The organism is Variovorax sp. 770b2, from assembly GCF_900115685.1.
In the GTDB taxonomy this organism is placed as follows: domain Bacteria; phylum Pseudomonadota; class Gammaproteobacteria; order Burkholderiales; family Burkholderiaceae_C; genus Variovorax.
The window spans coordinates 2,683,758-2,709,910 of record NZ_FOXJ01000001.1 but is presented as its reverse complement, the minus strand read 5'-3'; the positions used below and the strand labels follow the sequence as shown (position 1 = coordinate 2,709,910).

The following is a 26,153-nucleotide window of genomic DNA, read 5'->3' as shown; positions in this document are numbered from 1 at the left end:
CGGCAGACTCTAATCCGCCCCCGGCCGCCACACCCGCGCCAGCGCCGCCAGCTTTCCGCGAAACCCCAGCCGGTCGTTCGACAGCGCATCGATGAAGTCCGACAGCCGCTGCGACTTCACCATCGTGTAGATCGTGAGCCACGTCGTCGCCACGAACACCACGCCGAACCAGATCGCCTTGCGCCACAGCGGCGCGTCGGCTTCGGCCAGCAGGTTCATGCCGAGAAAGCCGGTGGTGATGGTGCCGATCAACCCGAACAGCGTGACCACCGTGAGCCGCACCACGGTGCTGGCCTGCCGGCGCAGGCTGTCGGCATCCAGGTAGGTGTTCATGTCGGCGATGCGCGACTTGACCTCGTCGTACAGCGGATCGAGCCCCAGGTGCGCGGCGCACATGTGCGAGAGCGCGCGCACCTGCGCCTGCTCGGAGATCTCGTGGAACCAGTAGCGGTGCGTGAAGCGCAGGAACCGCTCGAAGCTCGAACGGATCGCGCGCTTGAACTGCTTCACGCTCGGCGTGCTGCGGATGTCCAGCTTCTTGAGCGCCTCGACCAGTTGGTCCGAGAACATCAGGAGCGACGCCTTCTGGAAATGCGCGATGAGGAACAGCAGGAAGTGCTGGTGCCTGAACTGCGCGAGCACGCCGCGGTCGCGGCAGCAGAAGAAATCGGAGTGCGCATCGCCCACCACGACGAGCGCGTGGCCGTTGCAGAGGTACCGCGTGTTGGGCGCTGCGCCGGCGTCGACCCAGAAACGGTCGTAGCAGTACTTGTGCTCGAAGTCCGCGAGGTGGTGGTCGGCGTAGGGCAGGTGGGCATCGGTGGCGCCCGCGCCCGTCACCAGCGCGAGCCGCACGAAGTCGTCGCGCGTGAGGCGGCGCGGATCGTCCATCGAGAGGTACGCCATCACCGGCATGCGGTAGTACTCGATCTGGCGGTAGCGCAGCGCGCCGGGTTCGTCGGAATGGTCGCTCACCAGCGGCTGCATCAGGTAGGCCCAGTGCGACGAGATGCGCGGCGCGCGGTGCTGCGCCACGTGCGAGAGAAAGCTCTCGCGCTGCTGCGCATCGGAGCTCGCGAGCACGCGGCCGTCGGCGCCCAGCCACTCGACGCTCGCCATGCAATGCAGCGCCGAGCCGTCGGGCTCCCAGCCCGAGGGGTAGGCGCGGCCGAAACGATAGAGGATGTCCTGCGCCTGCGCGAGGCTCACGTGGTTCACGCCGACTTCGAGGTTGAGCAACACCACGTCGATGTCGAAGAAGAAGTAGAGATCGCAGTGCACCACATCGAGCGTGATGGGCGCATCGCCGGGCTGCGACACCACGCGCACGGACGCGATGTCGTGGCGGCGGAAGATGCGCATCGGCGAATCGCCATCGCTTCCGGATGCCGAATCGTCGCCCTTGGTGCGCGAGCGGCCTTCGCCATAAAGGAAGCGCTGCACATAGGGCAGGAAGCTCACGAACTCGTTGTAGTGCCGCTCGTGGAAGCGGCTGCTGTCGCCGGTGTATTCGTCGACCTCTTCGCGCCAGGGAGACGCATCGCCCATGTCGCGCAGCACCTGCCAGGGGCCGTGGTGCGTGTGCCTGGCATCGGGCGAGGGCATCAGCCGCAGCGGCCAGAGCAGCGCCTGCCTGAAATGCTGGACGACGGGAGCGCCCGGGGCTCCCGGGACTCCCAGGGCTCCGGATGGGAGCGCATTCGCCTCTGTGGGCAGGGTGGCCGCGGGTGGGTTCAGCATCGCGCCAGTGTAGGCAGAAGGTAGGTCAAAACGCCCACCTAGGGGAATCCCTAGTCAGGTCTGAAACCGGTTTCATATAAGCTGCAAGCATTGCTTTTCGAGGCACGTGCACGGCCTTCGTGCACGCCGCACCATGAACTACCAGTTTCAATTCGACGCCGTCTTCGCTGCCTGGCCCCTGCTGCTCAAGGGCACGTGGATCACGGTCCAGCTCTCGCTCATCGCGACGGTGCTGGGCCTCGTGGTCGCGATCTTCTGCGCCTGGGGCAAGACCTCGGGGCCGGGGTGGCTGCGCTTCATCGTCAATGCCTACATCGAGGTGATCCGCAACACGCCGTTCCTCGTGCAGCTGTTCTTTTTCTTCTTCGCGCTGCCGGCCATCGGGCTGCGCTGGTCGCCGCAGACGGCCGCGCTGGTGGCCATGGTGGTGAACCTGGGCGCCTATGCCACGGAGATCATCCGCGCGGGCATCGAGTCGATTCCCAAGGGGCAGATCGAGGCGGGCCGGGCGCTCAACCTGAAGCCCTGGGAAATCTTCCGCTTCGTCATCATCAAGCCCGCGCTGAAGGCCATCTACCCGGCGCTCACGAGCCAGTTCATCCTCCTGATGCTGAGCTCCGCCGTGGTGTCGGTGATCTCGGCCGACGACCTGACCTCGGTGGCCGCCAACCTGCAGTCGCAGACCTTCCGCAGCTTCGAGATCTACATCGTGGTGGCCGCCATCTATCTGGCGCTGGCGCTGGCCTTCTCGGCGATGTTCAAGCTGATCTACAAGCGCACACTCAACTACCCGGACCGCCGGTAGTCGCACCGAACGGAGCAACACAACATGCGTACCTTCGGCTTTCCCGAATTCCTTTTCATCCTCGAAGCGGCCCAGTGGACGCTGGCGCTGTCGCTCATCGCCTTCATCGGCGGCGCGGCGCTGGGGCTCGTCGTCGCGCTCATGCGCACGTCCGAATCGACCTGGGCGCGCGGCGTGTCGACGACGTTCATCCAGATCTTCCAGGGCACGCCGCTCCTGCTGCAACTGTTCCTCATCTTCTTCGGCGCACCGGTGCTGGGGCTGGACATCAACCCGTGGATCGCCGCGGGCGTGGCGCTCATCCTCAACAGCGCGGCCTTCCTCGGGGAGATCTGGCGCGGCTGCATCGAAGCCATTCCGCGCGGCCAGTGGGAAGCGGCCGAGGCGCTGAGCCTCAAGTACGTGGCCCGCATGCGCGACGTGGTGCTGCCGCAGGCCTTCAAGATCGCGCTGGCGCCCACAGTGGGCTATCTGGTGCAGATCATCAAGGGCACGTCGCTCGCGGCCATCATCGGCTTCACCGAGATCACCCGCGCGGGGCAGATCATCAACAACGCCACCTTCCAGCCGCTCGTCGTGTTCTCGGTGGTGGCGGCCATCTACTTCGTGATCTGCTGGCCGCTCTCGCTGCTCGCAGCGCGCATGGAGCGCAAGCGCGCCCAGGCGCTCGCACGCTGACCCTTTTGTTTTTCCCGTCGCTTCCTTCCTTTATCCAGGAGACACATCCCATGACCCGTACCACCACCCGCCGCGCAGCGCTCGCAGCCCTCGGCCTCGGCGCCGCATTGACCGTGTTCGCACCTTTCGCCTCGGCGCAAAGCGTGGCCGACATCAAGAAGAAGGGCGAGATCACCATCGGCATGCTGGTCGACTTTCCGCCCTACGGCACCACCGATGCGAAGAACCAGCCCGACGGCTACGACGCCGACGTGGCCAAGCTGCTGGCCAAGGACTGGGGCGTGAAGGCCAACATCGTGCCGGTCACGGGCCCGAACCGCATTCCCTTCCTCTTGACCAACAAGGTCGACCTCTTGGTCGCCTCGCTGGCCGTGACGCCCGAGCGCGCCAAGCAGGTGCAGTTCTCGCAGCCCTATGCGGCCGCGACCATCGTGCTGTACGGCGCGACCAAGACCCCCATCAAGGCCGCAGGCGACCTGAAGGGCCTGCGCGTGGGCGTGGCCCGCGCTTCGACGCAAGACGTGGCCGTGACCAAGGCCGCACCCGAAGGCACCGAGATCCGCCGCTTCGACGACGACGCCTCGGCCATGCAGGCGCTGATCTCGGGCCAGGTCGATGCGATCGGCTGCTCGGTCACCGTGGCCGCGCAGATTGCCAAGCGCGTGCCCGCTGGCACCTACGAAAACAAGTTCACGCTGGTGCAGCAATCGATGGGCATCGCGATGCGTCCGGGCCAGGAAGAGCTGACCAAGGCAGTGAACGAATTCGTTGCGAAGAACACCGCCAACGGCGAGCTGAACAAGCTCTATCAAAAGTGGCTGCAGGCCGACCTGCCGAAGATGCAATAAGCGAAAGCGCTTGAAGGAATCCCTGGCATGACGACGGAATCGATCATCCGCATGGAAGCGGTCAACAAGTGGTACGGTGAATTCCAGGTGTTGACCGGCATCGACCTGTCGGTGCGCCAGGGCGAGCGCATCGTGATCTGCGGGCCCTCGGGCTCGGGCAAGTCGACGCTCATTCGCTGCATCAACCGGCTGGAGACGGTGCAGAAGGGCCGCATCGTGGTCGACGGCATCGACCTCACGGCCGGTGGCAAGAACGTGGACGCGGTGCGTGCCGAAGTCGGCATGGTGTTCCAGCAGTTCAACCTGTTCCCCCACCTCACCATCCTGGAGAACTGCACGCTCGCGCCGATGCGCTCGCGCGGCATGACGAAGGCCGAGGCCGAGGAGGTGGCGATGAAGTACCTCACGCGCGTGCGCATTCCCGAGCAGGCCAGGAAGTACCCGAGCCAGCTCTCGGGCGGCCAGCAGCAGCGCGTGGCGATTGCGCGCGCGCTCTGCATGTCGCCCAAGATCATGCTGTTCGACGAGCCCACTTCGGCGCTCGACCCCGAGATGGTCAAGGAAGTGCTCGACACCATGATCGGCCTGGCCGAAGACGGCATGACCATGCTGTGCGTGACGCACGAGATGGGCTTTGCCCGCAGCGTGGCCGACCGCGTGATCTTCATGGCCGAAGGCAAGATCGTCGAACAGGCGCCGCCCGAAGAATTCTTCGGCAACCCGAAGGACGAGCGCACGCGCCAGTTCCTCGGCCAGATCCTCAGTTCCCACCAGGCGCATTGATGTCCTTCGAGGTCTTGATTTCCTTGTCGTCCTTCGGCGCGGCCGAGGTGGGGCGGCACGGCCAGCTCTGGTGCTCGCAGCTTGCGCGCGCCGCGGGCGCCGATTCGGTCGAAGTGCGCGGCGAAATGCTGCGCGATGCGGATGCGGAACTGCCGGCGTTGAACGGGCTCGCGTCCGTCTACTCCAGTCACGAAGGCCTGTGGGCCGAGGGCGGCTGGCTCGACAGCGCGGCGCTCAAGCGCGGCATCGCTGCTGCAACCCGCGTCGGCGCGAAGCGGCTGAAGATGGCCATCGGCGATTTCCAGGCGTCTTCGCACGGCTCGCTCTGGGGCCTGAAGGTGGAACTCTCGCAGACCCGCGTCGAGCTGCTCATCGAGAACGACCAGACCGTGCGCGCCGGCACGCTCGCCGCGTTGCAGACCTTCTTCGACGTGGCCGACCGCGCGGGCGTCTCGCTCGGCATGACCTTCGACATGGGCAACTGGCACTGGCTCGGCGAATGCCCGCTGCAGGCCGCGCAGGCACTGGGCAGCCGCGTGCGCTACGTGCATTGCAAGGGCGCGCAACGCCTGCCGCACAAGTGGGTGGCGGTGCCGCTGGGCGACTCGGTCGCGCCATGGCGCGCGGTGCTGCGTGCACTGCCGGCCGATGTGCCGCACGCCATCGAATACCCTCTGGTGGGCGACGACCTGCTGGCCGTCACGCGCACGCAAATCGACTTCATCCGCGCCGCACGGGCGTAGAACCACACACATGACAGAACCCACCGCCTTCGATGTCGCCCTGTTCGGCGAAGCGATGATGCTGCTCGTGGCCGACCGGCCCGGCCCGCTGGAGAACGCAGAGGCGTTCCACAAGCGCACCGCCGGCGCCGAGACCAACGTGGCCATCGGCCTTTCGCGCCTGGGCCTGAAGGTGGGCTGGGCCAGCCGCCTGGGCACCGATTCGATGGCACGCGCGCTGCTCGCGACCATGAAGGGCGAGGGCATCGACTGCTCGCACGTGATCTGCGATGCGACGCAGCGCACCGGCTTCCAGTTCAAGGGCCGCGTCACCGACGGCAGCGACCCGCCGGTCGAATACCACCGCAAGGGCTCGGCCGCGAGCCAGATGGGCCCGGCCGACGTGGACGAAGCGTGGCTGCGCTCGGCGCGCCACCTGCACGCCACCGGCGTGTTCGCCGCCATTTCCGACACCAGCCTTCAGGCCGCGCTCAAGACCATGGACGTGATGCGCGCGGCCGGCCGCACCATCTCGTTCGACACCAACCTGCGCCCGACGCTGTGGTCGTCCACCGAGACGATGCGCCACTGGATCAACGAACTCGCCTCGCGTGCCGACTGGGTGCTGCCGGGCATCGAAGAGGGCCTGCTGCTCACCGGCCACAGCGAGCCCGAAGCGGTGGCGCGCTTCTACCGCGAGCGCGGTGCGAAGCTGGTGGTGGTGAAGCTCGGCGCCGAGGGCGCCTACTACGACAGCGACGTGGCCGGCACCGGCCGCGTCGACGGCTTCCCGGTGAAGGAAGTGATCGACACCGTAGGCGCTGGCGACGGCTTCGCTGCCGGCGTGGTGAGCGCCTTGCTCGAAGGCAAGAGCGTGCCCGAGGCGGTGCGCCGCGGCGCCTGGATCGGCGCGCGCGCGGTGCAGGTGCTGGGCGATACCGAAGGCCTGCCGACGCGTGCGCAACTCGAAGAAGCGGGGCTCTGACATGACGAAAAAGAACGTGCTCGTTTTCCGGCCCCTGCCCGAAGACCAACTGGCGCGCCTGCAACCGGCCCACAACGTGATCGTTGCCGATCCGCGCAAGGAGCCCGAGGCTTTTGCGGCCGCGCTCGCTACCGCGAACGGTTTGATCGGTTCGAGCCATACGGTCGATGCCGCGCTGCTCGATGCGGCGCCGCAGCTCCAGGTGATTTCCAGCGTGTCGGTTGGCGTCGACAACTACCCGCTCGCCGAACTGCACCAGCGCGGCATCGTGCTGTGCCACACGCCCGACGTGCTCACCGAGACCGTGGCCGACACGGTGTTCGCGATCCTCATGGCCACGCAGCGCCGCGTCGTCGAACTCTCGAACCTCGTGCGCGAAGGCCGCTGGACGAAGAACATCGGCGAAGAACTCTTCGGCACCGACGTGCACGGCAAGACGCTGGGCATCCTGGGTTTCGGCCGCATCGGCCAGGCCGTGGCACGGCGCGCGGCGCTGGGCTTCGGCATGCCGGTGCTGTACCACGCGCGCCGCCCGGTCGACTTGGCGACGCAGGCGCCCGGGTTGCAGGGCCGCGCGGCCCACACACCGCTGGACGACCTGCTCGCGCGCGCCGACATCGTGCTCGCGATGCTGCCGCTGACCGATGCCACGCGCGGCATGATCGACGCCGCTTTCTTCGCGCGCATGAAGCCGGGTGCCACGTTCATCAACGGCGGCCGCGGCGCCACCGTGAATGAAGAAGCGCTGCTGCACGCGCTGGACCACGGCACGCTGCGTGCCGCCGGCCTCGACGTGTTCGCCAAGGAGCCGCTGCCCGCCGATTCGCCGCTGCGCACGCACCCGCGCGTGACGCCGCTGCCGCACATCGGCTCGGCCACGCACGAGACGCGGCACGCGATGGCCGAGCTCGCGACGACCAACCTGCTGCAGGTGCTGGCCGGCGAGCAGCCGACAGCGCCCTACGACACGACCGCCGCATGACTGCGATCCGGCTCTTCTCCCTCCCCCTCTGGGGGAGGGCCGGGGTGGGGGCAAGCGGCGCATCCATCGAGCGCTCTGCCTGCCCCCATCCCAGCCTTCCCCCAGTGGGGGAAGGAGCAAGACCATGAAGCCCACGGGCCGCGCCACCATCGCCGATGTCGCCGAAGCTGCCGGCGTTTCCAAAGCCACCGTCTCGCGCTTCCTCAACCATCGCGAGCGATTGTTGAGCCCCGACATCGCCGCGCGCGTCGAGGTGGCGATTGCGGCGCTGGCCTATTCGCCCAGCCCGATGGCGCAGGCGCTGAGCCACGGCCGCTCGCGGCTCATCGGCTTGATCGTGGCCGACATCACCAACCCGTATTCGGTGGCCGTGCTGCGCGGCGCCGAGAAGGCCTGCCAGGATGCCGGCTACCTCGTGATGCTGTTCAACCTCGGCAACGAGAGCGAACGCGAGCGCGAGGCCATCGATGCGCTGGCGGGCTACCAGGTCGACGGCTTCATCCTCAACACGCTCGGGCGTGGCAGCAACGTGGTCGATGCGGTCACGCTGCATGGCAAGCCCGCGGTGCTGGTGGACCGCCGGCACACGGGCATGCACACCGACTTCGTCTCGCTGGACAACCACGCGGCGATGCGGGCCACCTGCGGGCATCTGCTGGAAGGCGGCTACCGCGAACTGCTCTACGTCACCGAGCCGCAGAAGGGCGTGAGTTCGCGGCGCGAGCGCACGGCCGCCTTCGGCGCCTGCGTGACGGCGCACGAGCCGCGCGTGGCGGGCGAAGTGTTCGAATCGGTCGAGGGTGAAAACGATGCGCTGGACGCCGCACTGACCGCCTTGCGCAAGCGCGCCAAGCGCGGCCGCCGCGCCGCGGTGGTCGCGGGCAATGCCGTGGTCACTTTGCGCGTGGCACAGGCGATGGCGCGGCTCGACCTGCAGTTCGGCGCCGACCTGGGTTTCGTCGGCTTCGACGATCCCGAATGGGCCTCGCTGATCGGCCCGGGCCTCAGCACCGTGGCACAGCCCACCGACGCCATCGGCCGCACGGCCGCTACATGCCTGATCGAGCGGCTGCGAGGGCTGGACTCGGCGCCGCGCCAGCTGCTGCTTCCTGGAGAGCTGATGGTGCGAGGCTCGTCGCAGGCGCTCTAGCATCCTCCACCGCGCGGTCGAAAGTGATCGGCCCGCGCATCCAGTCGGCCGCGCGCTCGGCGATCATGATCGTGGGCGCATTGGTGTTGCCGCCGACGAGCGTCGGCATCACCGAGGCATCGACCACGCGCAGGTTCTCGATGCCGTGCACGCGCAGTTTCGGATCGACCACCGCCATCGCATCCACGCCCATCTTGCAGGTGCCCACCGGGTGGTAGATGGTGTCGGCGCGCGCGCGGATGTGGCGCGTGAGTTCTTCGTCGGTGTGGGCATCGGCCGTGTAGACCTCGCGGTGCCGGTACTTCTCCAGGGCCGGCGCGCGCAGGATCTCTCGCATCTTCTTCACGCCCTGCAGCAGCAGCGCCATGTCCTCGGCGTCGGAGAGAAACCGCGGGTCGATGCGCGGCGCGGACAGCGGGTTCGCGTCGTTCAGGCGCACGTCGCCGCGGCCCTTGGGGCGCAGCACGCACACGTGGCACGAAAAGCCGAAGCCCGCGTGCAGCTTGCGCGCATGGTCGTCGGTGATCGCGATCACGAAGTGCAACTGCAGGTCGGGCCGGCGCAGTTCGGGCGAGGACTTGATGAAGGCGCCGCCTTCGGCAAAGGGCGTCGCGACGAGGCCCTTGCCGCTCTTGCGCCATTCGAAGATGGCCTTCATCAGCTTCAGGCCGGCTTTCACGCCGATGCCGAAGAGATCGGTGTCCTTCGAGGTGTAGGCGAGGATGAAGTCGGTGTGGTCCTGCAGGTTCTGGCCGACGCCCGGCAGCGCGTGCCGCACGGCGATGCCGTGGCGGCCCAGCTCGGCGGGGTCTCCGATGCCCGAGAGCATCAGCAGTTGCGGCGAGTTGAAGGCGCCGCCGCACAGCGCCACTTCGCGATGCGCGCGAATGACTTCGGTGCCGCCGTTGCGCCGCACTTCGACGCCGACCGCGCGCCGGTCTTCCAGCACCACGCGCAGGGCCTGCGTGCCCGTCAGCACCGTGAGGTTGGGGCGGCTCATCACCGGATGCAGGTAGGCCGCGGCCGCCGAGCAGCGCTCGCCGTTCTTCGCGCCGCCGTGGAACTGCGTGACCTGGTAGAGGCCCGCGCCTTCCTGCTCGGGACCGTTGAAATCGTCGTTGCGAGGAATGCCGCACGCTGCAGCCGCCCGCACGAAGTCTTCGGTGATCGGGCGCGGGCTCTGCTGCTCGGAGACCTGCAGCGGTCCTGTGGCGCCGTGCAGCGCGCTCTCGCCGCGCTCGTTGCCCTCGGCGCGCTTGAAGTACGGCAGCACCTCGTCGAAGGACCAGCCCGCGCAGCCGGCGCGTGCCCAGTCGTCGTAGTCGTCGCGGTGGCCGCGCACGTAGAGCATGGCGTTGATGGCGCTCGATCCGCCGAGGCACCGCCCGCGCGGCTGGTAGCCGCGGCGCCCGTTCAGGCCGGGCTGGGGCACGGTCTGGTAGGCGTGGTTGTTGATGCGCGGGCGGCCCGGCAGCATCGCCACCGTGGCGGCCGGCGCCCGCACCAGGATGCCGCGGCCGTCGCCGCCGGCCTCGATCAGGCAGACCGTCACGGCCGGGTCTTCGCTGAGGCGGGAGGCCAGCGTGGCGCCGCCGGAGCCTCCGCCCACGATCACGTAGTCGAATTCCATGGCATGTCTCCGTAGTTGTTGTGTCTTGCCGCGGGAGCTCGAACTGTACGATGGCGCGGAAGGACCGGCACCCATCCCGCCGGCGCCAGGAGAAGTCACGATGCCAGAGCCCGGTGTGCGTTCCCGCTACGAAGCCGCAGTGAATGCGCTCGCCCGGGCCGCATCGCAGATGCTCGCCGCCGGGACGGGCGAAGAGCAGGTCGCCCGCTGGGTGGTGGCCGAGCGCAATCGCCTCAAGGAGGCCTACCGCGACCTGACGCCGCCCGACCTGCTGGCGCGCATCGAGGCCAGGACGATGCAGGCATACGGCAACGTCCTCGGGCCTTCGGTGGACCAGCTGCGGGCCGCGGGAAAGTCGTGGACCGAGATCATCGATTCCGCCGCCCGGGCCGGAGCGCACAGCTGGCGCTGACGAATCGGCGTTCCGTGACACGGTGGCGTGCCGCTTCCCGGGGCCGCCAATGCGCTTCGGTCGCCGTTGAGAGTCAACGCCAGCGCGACCGGATTGCCGACGCTCGCGGAACTCGCGCGAAGACCTGAATTGACGTCACTCGTCAGGAACGAGTTCATCGGCCAGCGGCCCGGGGTTGATGTGAAACGGGCGACCCTCGGGCATGCGGTGCTTGCGAACATCCGGACCGCCTCGAAGACCGGGGCTGGCGCTGCTCACGAAGCTGATCACGCAAGCGGTTTCCTTGTCCGCCGGAGAGGGATGAATGGATTGCATGAATTCGCCGGGGTTCACTGCGGCACGAAACCGCTGGCCTTGATGACGGAGCCCCACGCCTGGGCGTAGGCATGCTCTCTGGCGCCGAGTTGCTGCGGGTTCATGTACTCCACGGTCAAGCCCTGCGCCATCAGTCGTTCACGGATCGAAGATATGGCCAGGACCTTTCTCACCGCGTCGGACAGCCGGTCGACGACCGCCTTGGGTGTGCCTGCGGGTACGTAGATCCCGTAGAAAGGAGCGGCCTGGAATCCGCTCACTCCCAATTCGGAAAAGGTCGGCACGTCGGGAAACATGAAGTGCCGCGCCGTGCCTGCGAAAGCCACGATCCTGATCTTGCCGGCCTTCTGAGGTTCGACAAAATCATTCACGCTCCCCATTCCCGCGGAGATCTGGTTGCCCAGCATGTCACTGACCATCGGTGCTGCGCCGCGGTAGGGCACGGGCACGAGATCCAGGCCGTTCTTCTCGCCTATGGCCTTGACCATGAACTCGGGCAAAGAGGACGGCGCGGGAACGCCGACGGCACCGGTTTTCTCCTTGCGCATCCAGGCGATGTAGTCGTCGAAGTTCCGGAGGTGCGATCCCGCGCTCAGGGCCAGCGCCATGGTCACGCCCGCGACGCCTGCGACGGGCGCGAAGTCTTTCTCGGTGTTGAATCCGGGGTTCTTCATGACCAACGGGATGATGGCGACGGTGTGGTCGTTGGTGAGAAACAGCACGGTGCCATCGGTCGGCGCTGCCTTCAGCACCTGCGCGGCTATTTGTCCGCCCGCGCCGGGGCGGTTTTCCACCAGCACGGGCGCCCCCAACTCGTCCTTGAGCTTGTCGGCGAGAAAGCGCGCGACGATGTCGGTGCCTCCGCCGGCGGGAAAACCCACGAGTATCCGGACGGGCTTGGCGTTTTCCGCCGAAGCGAACGACATGGCCGTGATGGCGCTGATCGCCAACAGGCCACGCCCGATCCGGGCCACCGAGTTCAACAGACGCAATGCCATGAGATGACTTTCTGAAAGGGTAGGGAAAAAAGAAGAGGACGTGCCGATGCGGGCCTTGTGGCCGTGCATTCACGGCAGATCGAAGACGCGGTTGCGGTTGAGCAACTGGTGCGGATCGATGGCGCGCTTGATGGCCTGCATCAGTGCGATTTCTTCCGGGTTGCGGCTCAGGCCGAGGTAAGGCTTCTTGGTGATTCCGATGCCATGCTCGGCGGACACCGAACCGCCCAGCTCGCCGATGGAGCGGTGCACCAGGTCGCAGATCTGCAACTTCAGTTCGGGCCGGTCCTGGGGATACCCGGCAACCAGATGAAGATTCCCGTCGCCCAGGTGGCCATACGTCTGCGTGCGCGTGACGCCGAGTTGATCGAGCTGGCCGTGAATGCGGTTCACCCAGTTCTCCATGCTCGCGATCGGAAGGCTGACGTCGAATGCCGCATAAGGCTTCACTGCCGCCGCCGCCTCGCCGGACGCCTCTCGGACGGCCCAGAACGCCGAGGCTTCGGCGATGGAGGTGGCCAGCACCGCATCGGTATGCGGAACGTCCGCCAGAAAATCGCCGAGGACATTCGCGAATGCCTCATCGTCGACATCCGGGTCCTGGCCCATTGCTTCCACGAGAACCAGGTGCGTGCCAAGGACCGGAAAAGCCGGGCGGCCGATCGACAGTTCGCGCGTGACGATGTCATAGAAGTCACGCCACATGACTTCGAAGCTCGTGAGCTTCGGGCCGAGCCTGTGGCGGCAGTGCCTGAGCAGCGCCACGACCTGCGAAAAATCCTGCACGCTCACGATGGCCGTCTGCGTTGAACGCGGCAGCGGCTGCAGCGCGAAAACTGCCCGCGTGATGACCCCGAGCGTGCCTTCGCTGCCAATGAAGAGGTGCTTCAGGTCGTATCCCGCGTTGTCCTTCGTTGCCTTGTTGAGGTTCGTGACGATCTGGCCATCGGGGAGCACCACCTCCAGTCCGAGCACCGACTGCCTGGTCATGCCATAGCGCAGCACGCGGTTGCCGCCGGCGTTGGTGGCAATGATCCCGCCCACATGGCATGAGCCCTTGCTGCCGATATCGATCGGGAACAGCAGGCCCCGCGCCGCGGCCGCCTCCTGTGCTTCCTGCAGCTTGACGCCGGCCTGCACCGTCATGGTCTGGTTGGTTTCATCGATCTCCTCGATCTGATTCAGCCGTTCGAGAGAAAGCACAACCTCCCCGGGTTGCGGGACGCATGCGCCCACCAGTCCGGTCATGCCGCCCTGTATCGCCACGGGCAGGCGCAAGCTGCCGACAGCGGCTATCGCCAGCGCAACGTGCTGCGGCGTCCGGGGCCGGAGCACGGCGAGCGGACAGCCTCTGCCTCCGCTCCAGTCTTCACGGTAGCGGTCTTCCGCATCGTGGCCGGAAATGAAGAGTGCCGCGTCGTCCAGGCAAGCCAGGGCTGCTTGCAGGTCTTCGGCGCGGGTGTCATCGGGCGCGGTGGCGTGGTCGATGCCGAGGGCGCTGTCCGTCACGAAGTCGGCTTCGTGATCGGCAGGGGAAGGGGGAATGATTGGCATGGTTTCCGTTTCGGATCGATGGCTGCGCAGACGACCGTCTCCGCGCGCATGGGGCCGGCCTTCTTTCACGATTCCTGAGAGCCGTCCGTACCGCGGAGCTCAGGGGTCGCAAGGACGGGTTCGTCGGCCAGCAATTTCTGGGTGATGTGGAACAGGCGCCCCTCGAACAGCGGCATGGCTTCTGCCATCTTGCGTTTCAGCATCTGGCGAACCGGATGGGCGAACGCGTGGTCCATGGCATCGACCGTGTCGTAGACCGACTCGAACGTCATGTGCAGCATCGGACCGTTGTCCTCGACTGCCTGCGCACGCATCACCCGCACCGACCTCACGCCGGGAAAGCGCTTCATCAGAGGCACGACTTCGCTTGCGATGAAGGCATCGAAGCGGTCGATGTCCTCCGGCTTCACAGTGCCTTCCAGGCACGCGGTTCTCACGATCATCGGGACCGCCTCAAAGACCGAGGCCGCCGAGCGACTTGCCGCCGTCGACGAAGAGGGTCTGTCCTGTGATGAAACTGGTGCGCGGCGATGCAAGAAACGCGATGGCGTTGGCGATCTCCTCGGGAGCAGCGGGCCGTCCGGAGGGTTCGAGCGCGCTCGCGGCCGCGTGCTGCTCGGGCGTCATCGCACGCGTCATGCCCGTGTCGGTGAAGCCCGGAGCAATCGAGTTGACGGCGATCTGCCGGCGGCGCAGTTCCATGGCCATGGCCCGGGTCAAGCCCACCACCGCCGCCTTCGACGCGACGTAGTGCGCAAAACCGGCGGCGCCCAGCGCCGCGCGTGAAGACACGGTCACGACCCGGCCGCCGGGCTTCATCCGGCGCACGGCTTCCTGGCAGGAGATGAAGACACCGAGCACGTTCACTTCCAAAACGGCGCGAAGGTCTTCGTCGGTAATGTCGTCGAAGGCGCGGGACGGCCCGATGCCCGCGGCGCAGATCATGACGTCGACGCGCGTCTCGGCGTTGATCAGTGCCGAGATTTTCGATCGATCGCACACGTCGACAGCATGGCCGACGGCTTCATGTCCTGCCTGCGCGAGCGCTGCCACGAGGGCGTCCACTTGCGCAGCATTGCGATCGATCACCACGACGCGGAATCCGTCTTCGGCCAGACGCAGCACCGTGGCGCGGCCGATGCCGGAGGCGCCGCCGGTCACGAAAGCGGTTTCCTTGTCGGCGAGGGAGGGAGGGATGGTTTGCATGATTTCTACCTTTCAGTGAGGGATGGCTGCGTAGACGACCATCTCTACGCGCATGCCGGGAACAACCAGCGCACGAACGACGACGCTGGAACGGTTTGGATAGGGCGGGACAAAAAATTCCCTGTAGACGGCATCGACGGCGGGCATGTCGAGCGCGTCGGTCAGGTAGATCAGCACCTGTGCCACGTCGCTCATCCGGCCTCCTGCGGCAAGCACGGCGCGCCGGATGTTCTCCAGCGTGAGCCGTGCCTGCTGCTCGACCGGGCCGGTGTCGACAGAGCCGTCCGGGCGCACGGCGGCATGGGTGGTGAACAGCAGTCCGCCTGCCTTCACTGCCCACGAGAAGGGTTGTGCCATGGCGGGAAGGCCGACATCGATCGCTTCTTTCATGGCCGGCCTTCTTTCACGATTCCTGCGAGCCGCCCATACCACGGCGCCCCGGGGTCGCAAAGGCTGGTGTGGGTCGAGAAATGGTCGAGGCCGGACTCGATGTGCAACTGGCTCGGGCCCGGCTGCCGTGCCAACAGGGCCGCCATGCGGCGGTTCGAACGAATGACCCTGGCGCTGTCGGATTCGCCGTGGCTGAGCCACATCGGAATGTTGTTTTCCGTCGTCCAGTACAGGGGACTCATCACGGCGTCATCGGCATCGTCGGCCAGCACCATGGTGTAGATGCGCTCCTCCATGCTCATGGGCGCAGGCCCGGGGTGATGCAAGTCCATGATCCCGCTCACGGGGAGGCAGGCACGGATGGCGCCCGGCGGAATGCCTGCTTGCGCCGCATCCCCGCGACGCAAGGTCACCAACGCCGCCAGATGGGCGCCGGCCGAATGTCCCGCCAGATGGATTCGGTCGCCCCGCCCCCCGAAATCGGCGGCATGTTCGATCACGTGGGCCACCGCGGCGAGACTGTCTTCAAAGGCCGCCGGCAGCCTGTGTTCCGGCGCCAGCCGGTAACCGGGTGCCACCAAAGCCATGCCGAGCCCGACGACGGCCCGCGCCATGAAGGCGACGTATTCCTTGTAGCCGTTGGTCCAGCCACCGCCGTGCCAGAAGATCAGGATCGGCGCATTGCGCGCGCCTTCAGCGCGATAGACGTCGTAGCGCTGCTGCGGGTGGGGGCCGAAGGCGCAGTCCCGCGTCACGGCGATGCCTGGCAGCGGCAACGGGTCCTTCGCCCAACCCAGCACGGTGTCTTCGTAGATTTGCGCGGCCTCGAAGGGGAGGGGCTGCTGTTTGGGCAAGAGAGGGATGCAGTGCGCGTTGGCGTTCATGTTTTCATTCGCTTGTTCTTGTCGCGTCGTATGGATGGCTGGCTGGCCCGCTCGGCACGAATCTCGTGGCGATGCCTTCAGCCGTGCGGAATCGGGATGCGTCGATCCTGGTGATCGAGGGGTCAATCGGCCTTGATGCCGAATTCGGCGACAAGCTTCCCGTAGCGCGCGTAGTCGCCAGCCACGAGCGTGGCAAGCCGGGCGGGATCGCCACCGACAGGCGTCAGTGCGATGGTGTCCATGCGGGCAATCACGTCGGGCATCCTCAGGATTTCGTTGACGTGCCGGTTGAGCAACTGAACCACGTCCGGGGCCATTCCCTTGGGCCCCATCAGCGCTTGCCACGCCCCCACCTCGGCCCCCTTGTAGCCTTGCTCCGCCAGCGTGGGTACATCAGGCAGGAATGGCGAGCGTTTCGGATCCGCGACGCCAAGGGCAATCAGCTTGCCCGACTGGATGTGCGGCGCCACCGGACCGAGCGTCGAGTACATCATCGGCACCTGCCCGCCGACCAGGTCGGCGACTGCCGGCGCGCTGCCCCGATACGGAATCTGCGTGATCCTGACGCCGGCGGACTTGTCGAACAGTTCCCCGAGGATGTGCATCGGCGAGCCGTTGCCCGGACTTGCATAGGCCATGACCTTTCCGTCCTTGATCCTGGTCACCAGTTCCTTGACGTTGGAAACGCCGGTCGAGACCGTCGCCACGACGAACAGCGACTGGCTTCCGAGTTGGACGATCGACGTCAGCTCGGCGGCCGGATCGATGGATGCGCCGCTCACCCCCTTCAGAACATGCGGCGTGATGGCGATCGTGTTGGGCGCCAGCAGCAGGGTGTAGCCGTCGGCACGGGCCCTGGCGACGTATCCGGTTCCGATGGTGCCTGCGCCGCCGGTGCGGTTCTCGATGACGACCGGCTGTCCGAGGCGCAAGGAGAGCTTGCTTCCGATCGCGCGGGCAAGCACGTCGGTGTCGCCGCCCGCGGGATAGGCCACGACGATGGTGATGGGCTTGCTCGGATAGGTTTGCGCCTGGGCCAAGGGCGTAGAGATGGCTGCGCCGATGAGGGGCAACGACAGGACAACTGAGAGCGCCTTGCGGCGGTTGGGCAAGAAGGTCATGGGATGTCTTTGGGGATGACTGAAAAAGAAGGAGGGAACAAGGCACGCGGGTCGAAGGCGTTCAGAACGCATGGCGCACGCCGATGTTTTGCGCCCGGTTGCCCAGGCCTTGCTCGGTGGCGTTGCCGACGCGGTAGAAGCCGCTGGCGGCGCCGGCCAGCGCGTTGTTGCGGATGCGCGCGATCGACGCATAGAAACTGGTTCGCTTGGACAAAAAGTACGTGTAGCCCAGCGCGACCTGACGGGCATCGTTGTTGGCGAAAGTCCTGTCGTTCTTTCCGATGCATGACGCCATGAACCGGCTTGCGCCGTACGGCACGGAAATGCCGACCATCACGTCCCGCGAGTCGGCGTTCACGAGGCCGAACACTGCGGCGCCTTTGTTCACGACATAGTTGAAATGCGCCGTCACCGCGCCGATGTCGTACTTCGCGCCGAAAAAAGTCATCTTGGCGGGCACCGACATCGCATCCTTGACGTTGTGGTACCCCAGCTTGAGATACACCGGCCCGGACACGTAGCCGATGGCGGCGCCCACCTGGCGATTTCGGCTGATGCTGTTGGTTGCCTCGCCAAACCCGTAGGCAAGATCCGCCGTCAGGCCGGACTGTCCCGTGTAGCTGTAGCGCACGGTGTTGTTCATGCGATTGCTGCCTCCCGCACCGCCCGCGCTGATCAGATTGGGGGAGTTGCCGGCAAGCCCCGTGGCGAAAGGATCTGTCTCGGTCTGGATGAAGGCGACCGGCGTGTACTGCCGCCCGAGCGCGACAGTCCCGAAATCGCCTTGCAGTCCCACGATCGATTGCCGCCCGAATCCGAGGCCGCCTTGCCCCAGGGTGCCGGTGTCGGCGTTGATCCCCATCTCCAGGACGTAGAACGCCGCCAATCCATCGCCGAGGCCTTCGGTCCCACGAAAGCCGAGCCTCGAGCCCGAGGCGACCCCGCTCGTCAGCTTGTCGATGCTGGCGCCCCCGGGACCGCCCCCTTCGTGAACGAAGCCGATGTCGATCAGACCGTAGACGGTGCCGGTGCTCTGCGACCAGGCGGAGCCAGCCGTCATGCCAAGCAGGAAGAGAAGCCAGCAGGTTCTGATTTTCATGGTGCGCAGACAGGGGGATGAAAACGTCCATCACCGCTCGCAGGCCAGGCAACGCCGCCCTCGGAGCAAGGCCTCCGAATGCGATAATTTCTTGTTTGCGAAAACTTCGTGATTTCATTAAATATAGGATATTTAATGAAATATATGGCTACGCACAAAACCGTATTTACTTCATGAATCAATCTGCTATGCAAGACGCGGCGATGGATGCCGGGTCCCGCACGGAGCGCGCCTACCAGCGCTTGCGACAGGAAATCCTCGTGGGTGACCTGGCGCCCAACGAGCGGTTGCGGGTCGCCGATCTCGAGGAGCGTTTTGAACTGGGGCTGACGCCCATCCGTGAAGCGCTCGCGCGCCTGGCCAGCGAAGGGCTGGTTTCCATGGAGGCCCGCCGAGGCGCGCGGGTGCTGGAGACCTCACCGGCGGAATTGGCAGACTTGATGAAGACCCGCAGGGAGATCGAGCGCCTGTGCCTGACCGAATCGATTCTTCGCGGCGATTCGCGCTGGGAAGCGGAAGTGATCGCCGCGCTGTATCTGCTCGGGCGCGCGCCTCTTCCCGAACCGGGTGAGAAGTCCGAGATGGCGCTGGAGTGGGAAGCGAATCACCGGCGTTTTCACTTCGCCCTGGTCAACGCCTGCGGTTCGGAATGGCTGCTGCGGTTCTGGAACCAACTCGTAGACCATTCCCAGCGCTACAGGAAGATCCGATTCGAAGGTCCTCTGGTCGCAAAGGAAGTGCAGGCGGAGCACCAGGCGATCGTCGACGCGGTCTTGCGCAGGGATGTCGCCGCTGCGGTCGCGCTGATGGACGGCCATCTGCGGGACACGGAAGAAGCAGCGCTCGCCGCGCTTCGGCAGGCAAGGTAACTGTTCCCGGGGCCGAAGTTCGACCGGGCTTTGCCTCCAACCCTGCAGATGCGATCGCGCTCCGGGCCAGCAGGGGCCGGACATTCCTTGTTCGATACGACGCCCTGTCTTGTGCGCCGTTGTCCTGCACTGCAATCGGGCATTGGCATGCGCAATGCACGCCGACGCCGCCCCACAACAGGTCATCACCATGTTGAAAGGGCACCCATGCCAGACACCGACGACCTTGCTCATTTCGAGCGATTCATGAAGCAGCGCGAAGAGGCCGCGCAAGCCTATGTGTGCGGCGATGCCGCGCCCCTGGGTGCGTTGCTCGCCCGCACCTCCGACGCCACCTTCTTCGGGCCCGGCGGCGGCCATGTGCACGGCACCGGGGAAGTCGCCACGCGCTACACGCGTGACGCCGCATCCTTCGGCAAGGGCAGCGAAAGCAGCTTCGAGATTTTCCAGATGGCCGCGAGCGACGGCATGGCCTATTGGGTCGGCATCCAGCACGCCAGGGTGAACATGGAAGGCAAGCGCGAGCCGGTGCCCATGGACCTGCGCATCACCGAGGTCTTCCGGCGCGAGGGCAGCGACTGGAAGCTGGTGCACCGCCACGCCGACGGCATGGCGAAGGAAGCGCCGAAGAAGAAGTAGGCACGAGAACGCCGGCGATTCCGCTGGTAGTGCCCCGCCCGGGACATGGCGTTTTCCCGCGGGTGCCTCGCACCGGTGCGCGACGCGCACCACGGTGTCATTGGGAGACCGCAAGGGGGACTATTTTTTAGTTCGCCCGTTGCGAAAAACGGTGCTTGGTGCGTTCACCTCGCACTCCTAGCATTCGCCTCGCTGGCCCTGGTTGTCGTCATGGCAACCCCGCCGGCACCCACAGCCGAATGCCTTCACTCCCTCGCACCGCAAAGGAATCCGCCATGGCCAACCTCCGGGACCCCGGTCGCCGAAGTCTTCTGAAGACCTCCCTCATCGCCGGTGGACTCTCCGCCGGTGGCCTGCTCAGCGTCGATGCGTTCGCGCAGGGCAAGGCGCGCATCAACATGCAACTGGGCTGGATCGTCGGGGGCAACCAGATCGGCGAGGTGGTCGCCAAGCGACTGGGCTTCTACGAGCAGGAGGGCATCGACTTCGCGATCCAGCCCGGTGGTCCGAACATCGACGGCGTGGCCATCATCGCCTCGGGCCGCTACGAGGTGGGGCAGGTGTCGTCGAGCCCGTCGATCATGCTGGCCGTGTCGCAGGGACTGCCGATCAAGTGTTTCGCGGTGGGTGCGCAGAAGCATCCGTACACCTACTTCTCGCTCGCAAAGAACCCGGTGCGCAAGCCCGCCGACCTGGTGGGCAAGCGCGTGGGCATTCCGTCGACGGCAGCCATCCTGCTGCGCGCCTTGCTGGCGAAGAACAAGATCGCCGAGAAGGACGTGAAGGTCATCTCCATCGGCGCCGACATGTCGCCGCTGCTGACGGGGCAGGTCGACGTGGTCACGGGCTGGCTCACCAACACCACGGCCATCAAGGTGCTGGGCCCCGACATCGCCGCGCTGACGCAGTGGGACGCGGGCGTGCGCCTCTATGCGCTGCCGTACTACGCATCGACCAAGACGCTGGAGACCCAGCCCAAGGTCATCGAGGCTTTCCTGCGAGCCACCGCCAAGGGCTGGCACCACGTGCGCGCCAACCGCGACCAGGCGGTGGACCTGCTGGTCAAGGAGTACCCGAACCTCAAGCGCGAAGACGAACGCGTGGCGGTCGACGTGATGCTCGAATACGCGTTCGGCGGCGCCGCGCAGACGCAGGGCTGGGGCGCGATGGACCCGGCCGTGTGGCAGGAACAGATCTCTACGTATTCGGAGCTGGGCCAGTTCACCGCGCGCACGCCGAAGGTCGAGGACGTGATCTCGCTCGATGCGCTCAAGGCCACTGCGGCCGCACGTGCGATGAAGGGCTGACGCGATGGCCGCCGTTCTGAACGTGCCGCCCGTTTCCGCCCCGGCGATCGCTTGCCGCGACATCGGCGTGCGCTTCTTCACCGAGCGCCGCGACGTCACCGCGATCAAGAGCCTCGATCTCGATGTGGCGCAGGGCGAATTCCTCACCTTGCTCGGGCCTTCGGGCTGCGGCAAGTCGACCTTCCTGCGCGTGGTGGCCGACCTGCTGCAGCCAAGCCGCGGCAGCATCGAGGTGCTGTCTTCCACGCCGCAGGCCGCGCGCAAGAACCGCGACATCGGCTTCGTCTTCCAGGACGCCGCGCTGCTGCCCTGGCGCACCGCGTTGCAGAACGTCGAGCTGCCGTTGCAGGTGGGCGGCGGGGCCAGCCGCAAGGGCCGCCGCTCGCCGCAGGAGCTGCTCGAACTGGTGGGCCTGAAGGACCGCGCGGGTGCCTTCCCGCACGAGATGTCGGGTGGCCAGCGCCAGCGCGTGTCGATTGCGCGCGCACTGGCCAGCGACCCGAAGATCCTGCTGATGGACGAGCCCTTCGGCGCGCTCGACGAGATCACGCGCGACCGGCTCAACGAAGAAATCCTGCGCGTGTGGCGCGACACGGGCGTGACGATTCTCTTTGTCACCCACAGCATCCACGAGGCCGCCTTTCTCGGCCAGCGCGTGCTGATGCTGGCGGCCAACCCGGGCCGCGTGCGCGAGATCGTGCCGGTCGAGCTGCCCGCCGAACGCACGCTGGAAATGCGCGAGTCCCCCGAATTCGTTCGCCTCACGAGCCATCTGCGGCGCGTGCTGGAAACCTGCTGAGGCCGATGCCATGAATACCCGTTCCATCGAAGCGCCGGTGCCTGTTGCAGGCATGGGCGCCGCCTCGGCCGATCCCGAGTACATCGCCTGGGCCGCGGCCCGCCAGCGACGGCTGTGGCGCCGCCGCATCCTGCCGGCGCTCGGCATCGGCGGCCTGGTCTTCCTGTGGTGGGCGGTGATCGTCGTGTTCGACGTCAAGCCCTTCATCGCACCCACGCCCTGGGCCGTGCTGGAGACGCTCTACGCCAAGCGCGACGTGCTGCTGGACAACCTGCTGCCCACCGCGATGGAGGCGGCCGGTGGCTTCGTGCTGGGCAACCTCGCGGCCATCGCCGTTGCGACGGTGTTCGTGCACAACAAGACGCTGCAGGACATCTTCTTTCCGGTGGTGCTGATGTTCAACGCCGTGCCGCTGGTTGCCAAGGCCCCGGTGCTCGTGCTGATCATGGGCAACGGCATGGAGCCCAAGATCACCATCGCGGCGCTGGTGTGCTTCTTTCCGACGCTGGTGAACATGGTGCGCGGGCTGGAGTCGGTCAACCCGCAGGCGATGGAGCTGATGCGGGTGCTGTCGGCGAGCAAGACGGAAATCTTCTTTCGCCTGCGTTTGCTGAACGCGCTGCCGTACCTGTTCTCGGCCCTGCGCATTGCCGCGTCGATGTGCGTGATCGGTGCAGTGGTGGGCGAGTGGGTGGGTGCCACGGTGGGCATCGGCGCCATGATCTTGCAGGCCACCTTCAACTTCGATTCGCCGCTGCTCTACGCCGCGATCGTCATGAGCGCCACGCTCTCGGGCCTGTTCTTCCTGCTCGTGACGCTGGCCGAACGCTGGGTCATCCGCTGGCAGCCGGAAGGCGTGCCGTGATCCATCCGGCGCATTGCAGATACACAACCAGACAAATCAACAGGAGAGTTCTATGAGCCGTATTGGCGACTGGATGCAGGAGCCCGCGCACGACGTGCGCGTGGCAGCCGAATCGGACGTGGTGGTGGTCGGTGGCGGCCCCGCGGGGCAGGCCGCGGCGCTGGCCGCCGCGCGCAACGGCGCGAGCGTGACGCTGCTGGAGCGCTACAACCACCTGGGCGGCCTGGCCTCGGGCGGCATGGTGCTGGTGCTGGACGACATGTGGGACAGCCACCAGCAGGAGATTTCGGTGCGCGGCATCTGCCTGGAAATGATCGAGCGTATGTCGGCGCTGGGCCTGGCCGAATACCCGCGCCAGCAGGACTGGGGCACGCTGCCCGACTCGGTGCGCCGCTGGAAGCGCTGGGGCACCTACGACTTTCACAGCAAGGAGAAGCCGCACCCGATCTGCTTCGCCGCCGCCTTCGACCCCGATGCGTGGAAGCGCACCTCGCTGGAGATGGTGCAGCAGGCCGGCATCGAGCTGCGCCTGCACTCGTGGTTCTCGCGCACGCTGGTGGAGGACGGCAGGGTCAAGGGCGTGGTCTGCGAGACCAAGGGCGGGCGCGAAGCCATCCTCGGCAAGGTGGTGATCGACACCACCGGCGACCTCGACGTGGCCGCCTCGGCCGGCGCGCCGCACATCAGCGGCAGCTACATCGTGACGACCGTGTTCCGCCTTGGCGGCGTGGACACCGACGAAGCCGAACGCTTCGAGCGCGAGGAGCCCGTGGCCTGGCAGGCGCTGGACCGCGAGATCAAGCACCTGCTCGGTGGTGCCTGGGACGCCTGGTGGCTCAAGACGCCGCTGCCGGGCGTGGTGTGGTGCAACTGCCCGCACATGCCGGGGCTCGACGGCCTGAAGGTGACCGACTTGACGCGTGCCGAAGTGCAGGGCCGCGCCACCATCCACAAGGTGATCGAGTACGTGCGCGCCAGGTTGCCCGGCTTTGCGAAGTGCGTGCTGATCGACATGGCGCCGCAGACCGGCATCCGCCAGACCCGCCTGCTCGAAGGCGAGTACGTGATGACCAAGGAAGACGTGGCCCAGCGCACCCGTTTCGACGACAGCGTGGCGCGCGGCCGCGACTACTACTACCCGTTGCGCACGCTGCTGCCGCGCAGCGTGGAGAACCTGCTGGTGGCCGGTCGCCATTACTCGGCCACTTCGGCCGCGCAGAAGATCTCGCGCGAGATCCCTCCCTGCATGGCGATGGGCGAGGCCACGGGCACGGCGGCGGCGCTGGCATTGAACGCGGGCGTGTCGGTGCGCAACGTCGATGTCGCCAAGCTGCAGAAGACGCTGCGTGCGCAGGGCGCCGATCCGGGCGACCAGAAGGGCCCGAATGCCGATGTGCCCACCATCGCCCGTTCGTTCGCGAAGGAGGCCGCATGAGCGCTGCCAATGCATTGCCCCTGGACGGCATCCGCGTCATCGACTTCACGCAGGTCATGATGGGCCCGGTCTGCACGCAGATGCTGGCCGACCATGGCGCCGACGTGATCAAGATCGAGCGCAAGGGCGCGGGCGACCTGAGCCGCTCGACCTTCGCACCGGTGGCGGGCGAAGACAACCCGATCTTCTGCAGCCTGAACCGCAACAAGCGCAGCGTGGAGATCGACCTGCGCGATGCGCAGCAGATGGAACTGGTGAAGGCGCTCATTGCCGGCGCCGACGTGGTCACCAACAACTTTCGCGCCGGCGTGATGGAACGGCTGGGCCTGGGCTATGAAGACTGCAAGCGCCTGAACCCGCGCATCGTCTACGCGGTGGGCACCGGCTTCGGCGAGACCGGCCCCTATGCGCACAAGGGCGGGCAGGACGTGCTCGCGCAGGCGCTCACCGGCGTGATGGCGCGCCGCGCCGATGCCTCGGTGCCGGTGTCGATCTACCCGACCGCGCTGGCCGACTACACCGCGGGCATGCACATGGTGCAGGGCATCCTGCTGGCGCTGCTGCAGCGCGAGCGCACGGGCGAGGGCCAGAAGATTGCCGTGTCGCTCTACAACTCCATGCTCTCCATGCAGATGCAGGAGGCGGCGATGGTCATGATGGAAGACTCGGAGGTCAACTGGGCCGCGATGCCGCTCTCCGGGGTGTTCGACACGCAGAACGGGCCGCTGGTGCTGGTGGGCGCGTTCAAGGCCAATCCGCTGCGGGACATCTGCACGGCGCTGGGGCTCGAAGACCTGTCGCTGGATGCGCGCTTCTCCGGCATGGCGGTGCAGTTCACCAACAAGGCCGAGCTGCACGGAATCTTTCGCGAGCGCTTTGCCAGCAACACGCGCGAGCACTGGCTCGCCCGCCTCGAAGCGCAGGACCTGCTCTCCGCCCCGGTGCGCGACATGCGCGAGGCGCTGGTCGATCCGCAGACGCTGCACAACGCGATGATTCTGGAGAGCGGTTCGTCATCGAGCCGCAAGCTGAAGTTCATCGCCAGCCCGATCCAGATGTCGGGCGCGAAGGCCGGCCTGCGGCGTGACCCGCCGAAGCTGGGGCAACACACCGACGAAGTGCTGGCCGAGGCGCGCGCGCTGATCGAGGAGGCCGGCGCATGAGCGTTCTTTTCGAGGTCGTCGATCACGTCGCCACGGTCACCATCGACCGCCCCGAGGTGCTCAATGCGGTGGACCTGCCGACCGAGGCCGCGCTGCAGCGCATCTGGACCGAGATCGAGTCGCGCGACGACATCCGCGCGGTGGTGCTGACCGGCGCGGGCGAGCGCTCGTTCTGCGCGGGCGCGGACCTGAAGAACACCTCGAACCTCAAGGGCGTCGAGTACTGGGCCGCGGCGCGCCCCGGCGGCTTCGGCGGCATCGCGCTGCGCGAGACGCTCGACGTGCCGGTGATCGCGCGCGTCAACGGTTTCGCGCTCGGTGGCGGCTTCGAGATGGTGCTGGGCTGCGACATCGTGGTGGCCTGCGACGAGGCGAGCTTCGGCCTGCCCGAGCCGCTGGTGGGCCGCCTGCCGCTCGATGGCGGCATGCTGCTGCTGCAGCGGCAGATTCCCTACCGCCAGGCCATGGGGATGATGCTGACCGGCCAGCGCGTGAAGGCGCAGCGCGCGCTGGAGATGGGCCTGGTCAACGAGGTGGTGCCGCGTGCCGAACTCGATGCGGCCGTCGACCGCTGGGTGCAACAGATGCTGGCCTGCGCGCCGCTCTCGCTCAAGGCCATCAAGCAGGTGGTGCGCCGCACCGGCACGCTGTCGCCGGCCGAGGCGCACCGCATGCGGCTGCCGGCGCTGGTGGCCGCCCTGCAGTCCGAAGACGCGAACGAAGGCGTGCTGGCGTTCCAGCAGAAGCGCAAGCCGCAGTGGCTGGGCCGCTAGG

28 protein-coding genes are annotated in these 26,153 nt (G+C 66.8%); 17 read left to right on the top strand and 11 right to left on the bottom strand.

Features of this window, described 5'->3' with window-relative positions; genetic code table 11:
* Positions 1-9 precede the first annotated feature (9 nt).
* Positions 10-1,740, bottom strand: a complete 1,731-nt coding sequence (locus BM133_RS12445) for a CorA family divalent cation transporter (protein WP_218158359.1) — start codon at positions 1,738-1,740, stop codon at positions 10-12.
* Between the two features lie 133 nt (positions 1,741-1,873).
* On the opposite strand from BM133_RS12445, the gene BM133_RS12440 reads away from it, so the two are divergent.
* The 8 genes from BM133_RS12440 (at position 1,874) to BM133_RS12405 (ending at position 8,693) form a co-directional block, all read left to right on the top strand.
* Positions 1,874-2,545 (top strand): amino acid ABC transporter permease, encoded by a 672-nt coding sequence (locus BM133_RS12440; RefSeq protein WP_013540636.1) that lies wholly within the window; start codon positions 1,874-1,876, stop codon positions 2,543-2,545.
* A gap of 24 nt (positions 2,546-2,569) precedes the next feature.
* Complete coding sequence (locus tag BM133_RS12435; RefSeq protein WP_093434082.1) at positions 2,570-3,223, top strand: amino acid ABC transporter permease; 654 nt, start codon at positions 2,570-2,572, stop codon at positions 3,221-3,223.
* A gap of 50 nt (positions 3,224-3,273) precedes the next feature.
* On the top strand, positions 3,274-4,071 hold the full coding sequence (locus BM133_RS12430) for a transporter substrate-binding domain-containing protein (protein WP_093434081.1): 798 nt from the start codon (positions 3,274-3,276) through the stop codon (positions 4,069-4,071).
* 27 nt (positions 4,072-4,098) lie between these two features.
* Positions 4,099-4,854 carry an amino acid ABC transporter ATP-binding protein gene (locus tag BM133_RS12425; RefSeq protein ID WP_093434079.1) on the top strand — a complete coding sequence of 252 codons (756 nt, stop codon included), beginning with the start codon at positions 4,099-4,101 and terminating at the stop codon, positions 4,852-4,854.
* Positions 4,854-5,597 carry a sugar phosphate isomerase/epimerase family protein gene (locus BM133_RS12420; protein ID WP_093434078.1) on the top strand — a complete coding sequence of 248 codons (744 nt, stop codon included), beginning with the start codon at positions 4,854-4,856 and terminating at the stop codon, positions 5,595-5,597. Before BM133_RS12425 ends, BM133_RS12420 begins: the two co-directional genes overlap by 1 nt.
* A gap of 10 nt (positions 5,598-5,607) precedes the next feature.
* Positions 5,608-6,561: a sugar kinase gene (locus tag BM133_RS12415; RefSeq protein WP_093434076.1), complete on the top strand. Its 954-nt coding sequence runs from the start codon at positions 5,608-5,610 to the stop codon at positions 6,559-6,561.
* 1 nt (position 6,562) lies between these two features.
* A complete protein-coding gene (locus BM133_RS12410) occupies positions 6,563-7,543 on the top strand; it encodes a 2-hydroxyacid dehydrogenase (RefSeq protein WP_093434075.1) in 981 nt (326 codons plus the stop codon).
* 124 nt (positions 7,544-7,667) lie between these two features.
* Positions 7,668-8,693 carry a LacI family DNA-binding transcriptional regulator gene (locus BM133_RS12405; protein WP_093434073.1) on the top strand — a complete coding sequence of 342 codons (1,026 nt, stop codon included), beginning with the start codon at positions 7,668-7,670 and terminating at the stop codon, positions 8,691-8,693.
* Here the strand turns inward: BM133_RS12405 and BM133_RS12400 are convergent.
* Positions 8,593-10,323 carry a GMC family oxidoreductase gene (locus BM133_RS12400; protein ID WP_093434072.1) on the bottom strand — a complete coding sequence of 577 codons (1,731 nt, stop codon included), beginning with the start codon at positions 10,321-10,323 and terminating at the stop codon, positions 8,593-8,595. The genes BM133_RS12405 and BM133_RS12400 overlap by 101 nt on opposite strands.
* A gap of 100 nt (positions 10,324-10,423) precedes the next feature.
* Between BM133_RS12400 and BM133_RS12395 the strand changes: the two genes are divergently transcribed.
* Entirely contained in the window at positions 10,424-10,735 is a 312-nt protein-coding gene (locus tag BM133_RS12395) for a hemagglutinin (protein ID WP_093434070.1), read from the top strand.
* 135 nt (positions 10,736-10,870) lie between these two features.
* On the opposite strand, the gene BM133_RS34590 is transcribed toward BM133_RS12395, so the two are convergent.
* From BM133_RS34590 to BM133_RS12355, 9 genes are all read right to left on the bottom strand, one after another.
* On the bottom strand, positions 10,871-11,050 hold the full coding sequence (locus BM133_RS34590) for a hypothetical protein (protein WP_143100126.1): 180 nt from the start codon (positions 11,048-11,050) through the stop codon (positions 10,871-10,873).
* A gap of 14 nt (positions 11,051-11,064) precedes the next feature.
* Positions 11,065-12,048, bottom strand: a complete 984-nt coding sequence (locus tag BM133_RS12390) for a Bug family tripartite tricarboxylate transporter substrate binding protein (RefSeq protein WP_177224790.1) — start codon at positions 12,046-12,048, stop codon at positions 11,065-11,067.
* A 69-nt stretch (positions 12,049-12,117) separates the two neighbouring features.
* Positions 12,118-13,602 carry an FAD-binding oxidoreductase gene (locus BM133_RS12385; RefSeq protein ID WP_093434068.1) on the bottom strand — a complete coding sequence of 495 codons (1,485 nt, stop codon included), beginning with the start codon at positions 13,600-13,602 and terminating at the stop codon, positions 12,118-12,120.
* A 65-nt stretch (positions 13,603-13,667) separates the two neighbouring features.
* A complete protein-coding gene (locus tag BM133_RS12380) occupies positions 13,668-14,045 on the bottom strand; it encodes an EthD domain-containing protein (RefSeq protein WP_093434067.1) in 378 nt (125 codons plus the stop codon).
* A 10-nt stretch (positions 14,046-14,055) separates the two neighbouring features.
* Entirely contained in the window at positions 14,056-14,808 is a 753-nt protein-coding gene (locus BM133_RS12375; RefSeq protein ID WP_093434065.1) for an SDR family NAD(P)-dependent oxidoreductase, read from the bottom strand.
* Between the two features lie 12 nt (positions 14,809-14,820).
* Complete coding sequence (locus BM133_RS12370; protein WP_093434063.1) at positions 14,821-15,198, bottom strand: RidA family protein; 378 nt, start codon at positions 15,196-15,198, stop codon at positions 14,821-14,823.
* Entirely contained in the window at positions 15,195-16,082 is an 888-nt protein-coding gene (locus tag BM133_RS12365) for an alpha/beta hydrolase (RefSeq protein ID WP_093434062.1), read from the bottom strand. The genes BM133_RS12370 and BM133_RS12365 overlap by 4 nt, the downstream gene beginning before the upstream one ends.
* A gap of 122 nt (positions 16,083-16,204) precedes the next feature.
* On the bottom strand, positions 16,205-17,203 hold the full coding sequence (locus tag BM133_RS12360) for a Bug family tripartite tricarboxylate transporter substrate binding protein (RefSeq protein WP_093434060.1): 999 nt from the start codon (positions 17,201-17,203) through the stop codon (positions 16,205-16,207).
* Positions 17,204-17,264: 61 nt separating this feature from the next.
* Positions 17,265-18,302, bottom strand: coding sequence for a porin (locus BM133_RS12355; protein WP_093434059.1), 1,038 nt, complete (start codon positions 18,300-18,302; stop codon positions 17,265-17,267).
* A 173-nt stretch (positions 18,303-18,475) separates the two neighbouring features.
* On the opposite strand from BM133_RS12355, the gene BM133_RS12350 reads away from it, so the two are divergent.
* The 8 genes from BM133_RS12350 (at position 18,476) to BM133_RS12315 (ending at position 26,152) form a co-directional block, all read left to right on the top strand.
* A complete protein-coding gene (locus tag BM133_RS12350; RefSeq protein ID WP_093434057.1) occupies positions 18,476-19,171 on the top strand; it encodes a GntR family transcriptional regulator in 696 nt (231 codons plus the stop codon).
* Positions 19,172-19,378: 207 nt separating this feature from the next.
* Entirely contained in the window at positions 19,379-19,810 is a 432-nt protein-coding gene (locus tag BM133_RS12345; protein WP_143100125.1) for a YybH family protein, read from the top strand.
* Positions 19,811-20,085: 275 nt separating this feature from the next.
* Positions 20,086-21,117 (top strand): ABC transporter substrate-binding protein, encoded by a 1,032-nt coding sequence (locus BM133_RS12340; RefSeq protein ID WP_093434054.1) that lies wholly within the window; start codon positions 20,086-20,088, stop codon positions 21,115-21,117.
* 4 nt (positions 21,118-21,121) lie between these two features.
* Positions 21,122-21,916, top strand: coding sequence for an ABC transporter ATP-binding protein (locus BM133_RS12335; protein WP_093434053.1), 795 nt, complete (start codon positions 21,122-21,124; stop codon positions 21,914-21,916).
* Positions 21,917-21,926: 10 nt separating this feature from the next.
* Complete coding sequence (locus BM133_RS12330) at positions 21,927-22,781, top strand: ABC transporter permease (protein WP_177224789.1); 855 nt, start codon at positions 21,927-21,929, stop codon at positions 22,779-22,781.
* A 52-nt stretch (positions 22,782-22,833) separates the two neighbouring features.
* Entirely contained in the window at positions 22,834-24,216 is a 1,383-nt protein-coding gene (locus BM133_RS12325; protein ID WP_093434050.1) for an FAD-dependent oxidoreductase, read from the top strand.
* On the top strand, positions 24,213-25,379 hold the full coding sequence (locus tag BM133_RS12320) for a CaiB/BaiF CoA transferase family protein (RefSeq protein ID WP_093434048.1): 1,167 nt from the start codon (positions 24,213-24,215) through the stop codon (positions 25,377-25,379). Before BM133_RS12325 ends, BM133_RS12320 begins: the two co-directional genes overlap by 4 nt.
* Positions 25,376-26,152: an enoyl-CoA hydratase-related protein gene (locus BM133_RS12315; RefSeq protein WP_093434047.1), complete on the top strand. Its 777-nt coding sequence runs from the start codon at positions 25,376-25,378 to the stop codon at positions 26,150-26,152. The genes BM133_RS12320 and BM133_RS12315 overlap by 4 nt, the downstream gene beginning before the upstream one ends.
* Position 26,153: the final 1 nt, after the last annotated feature.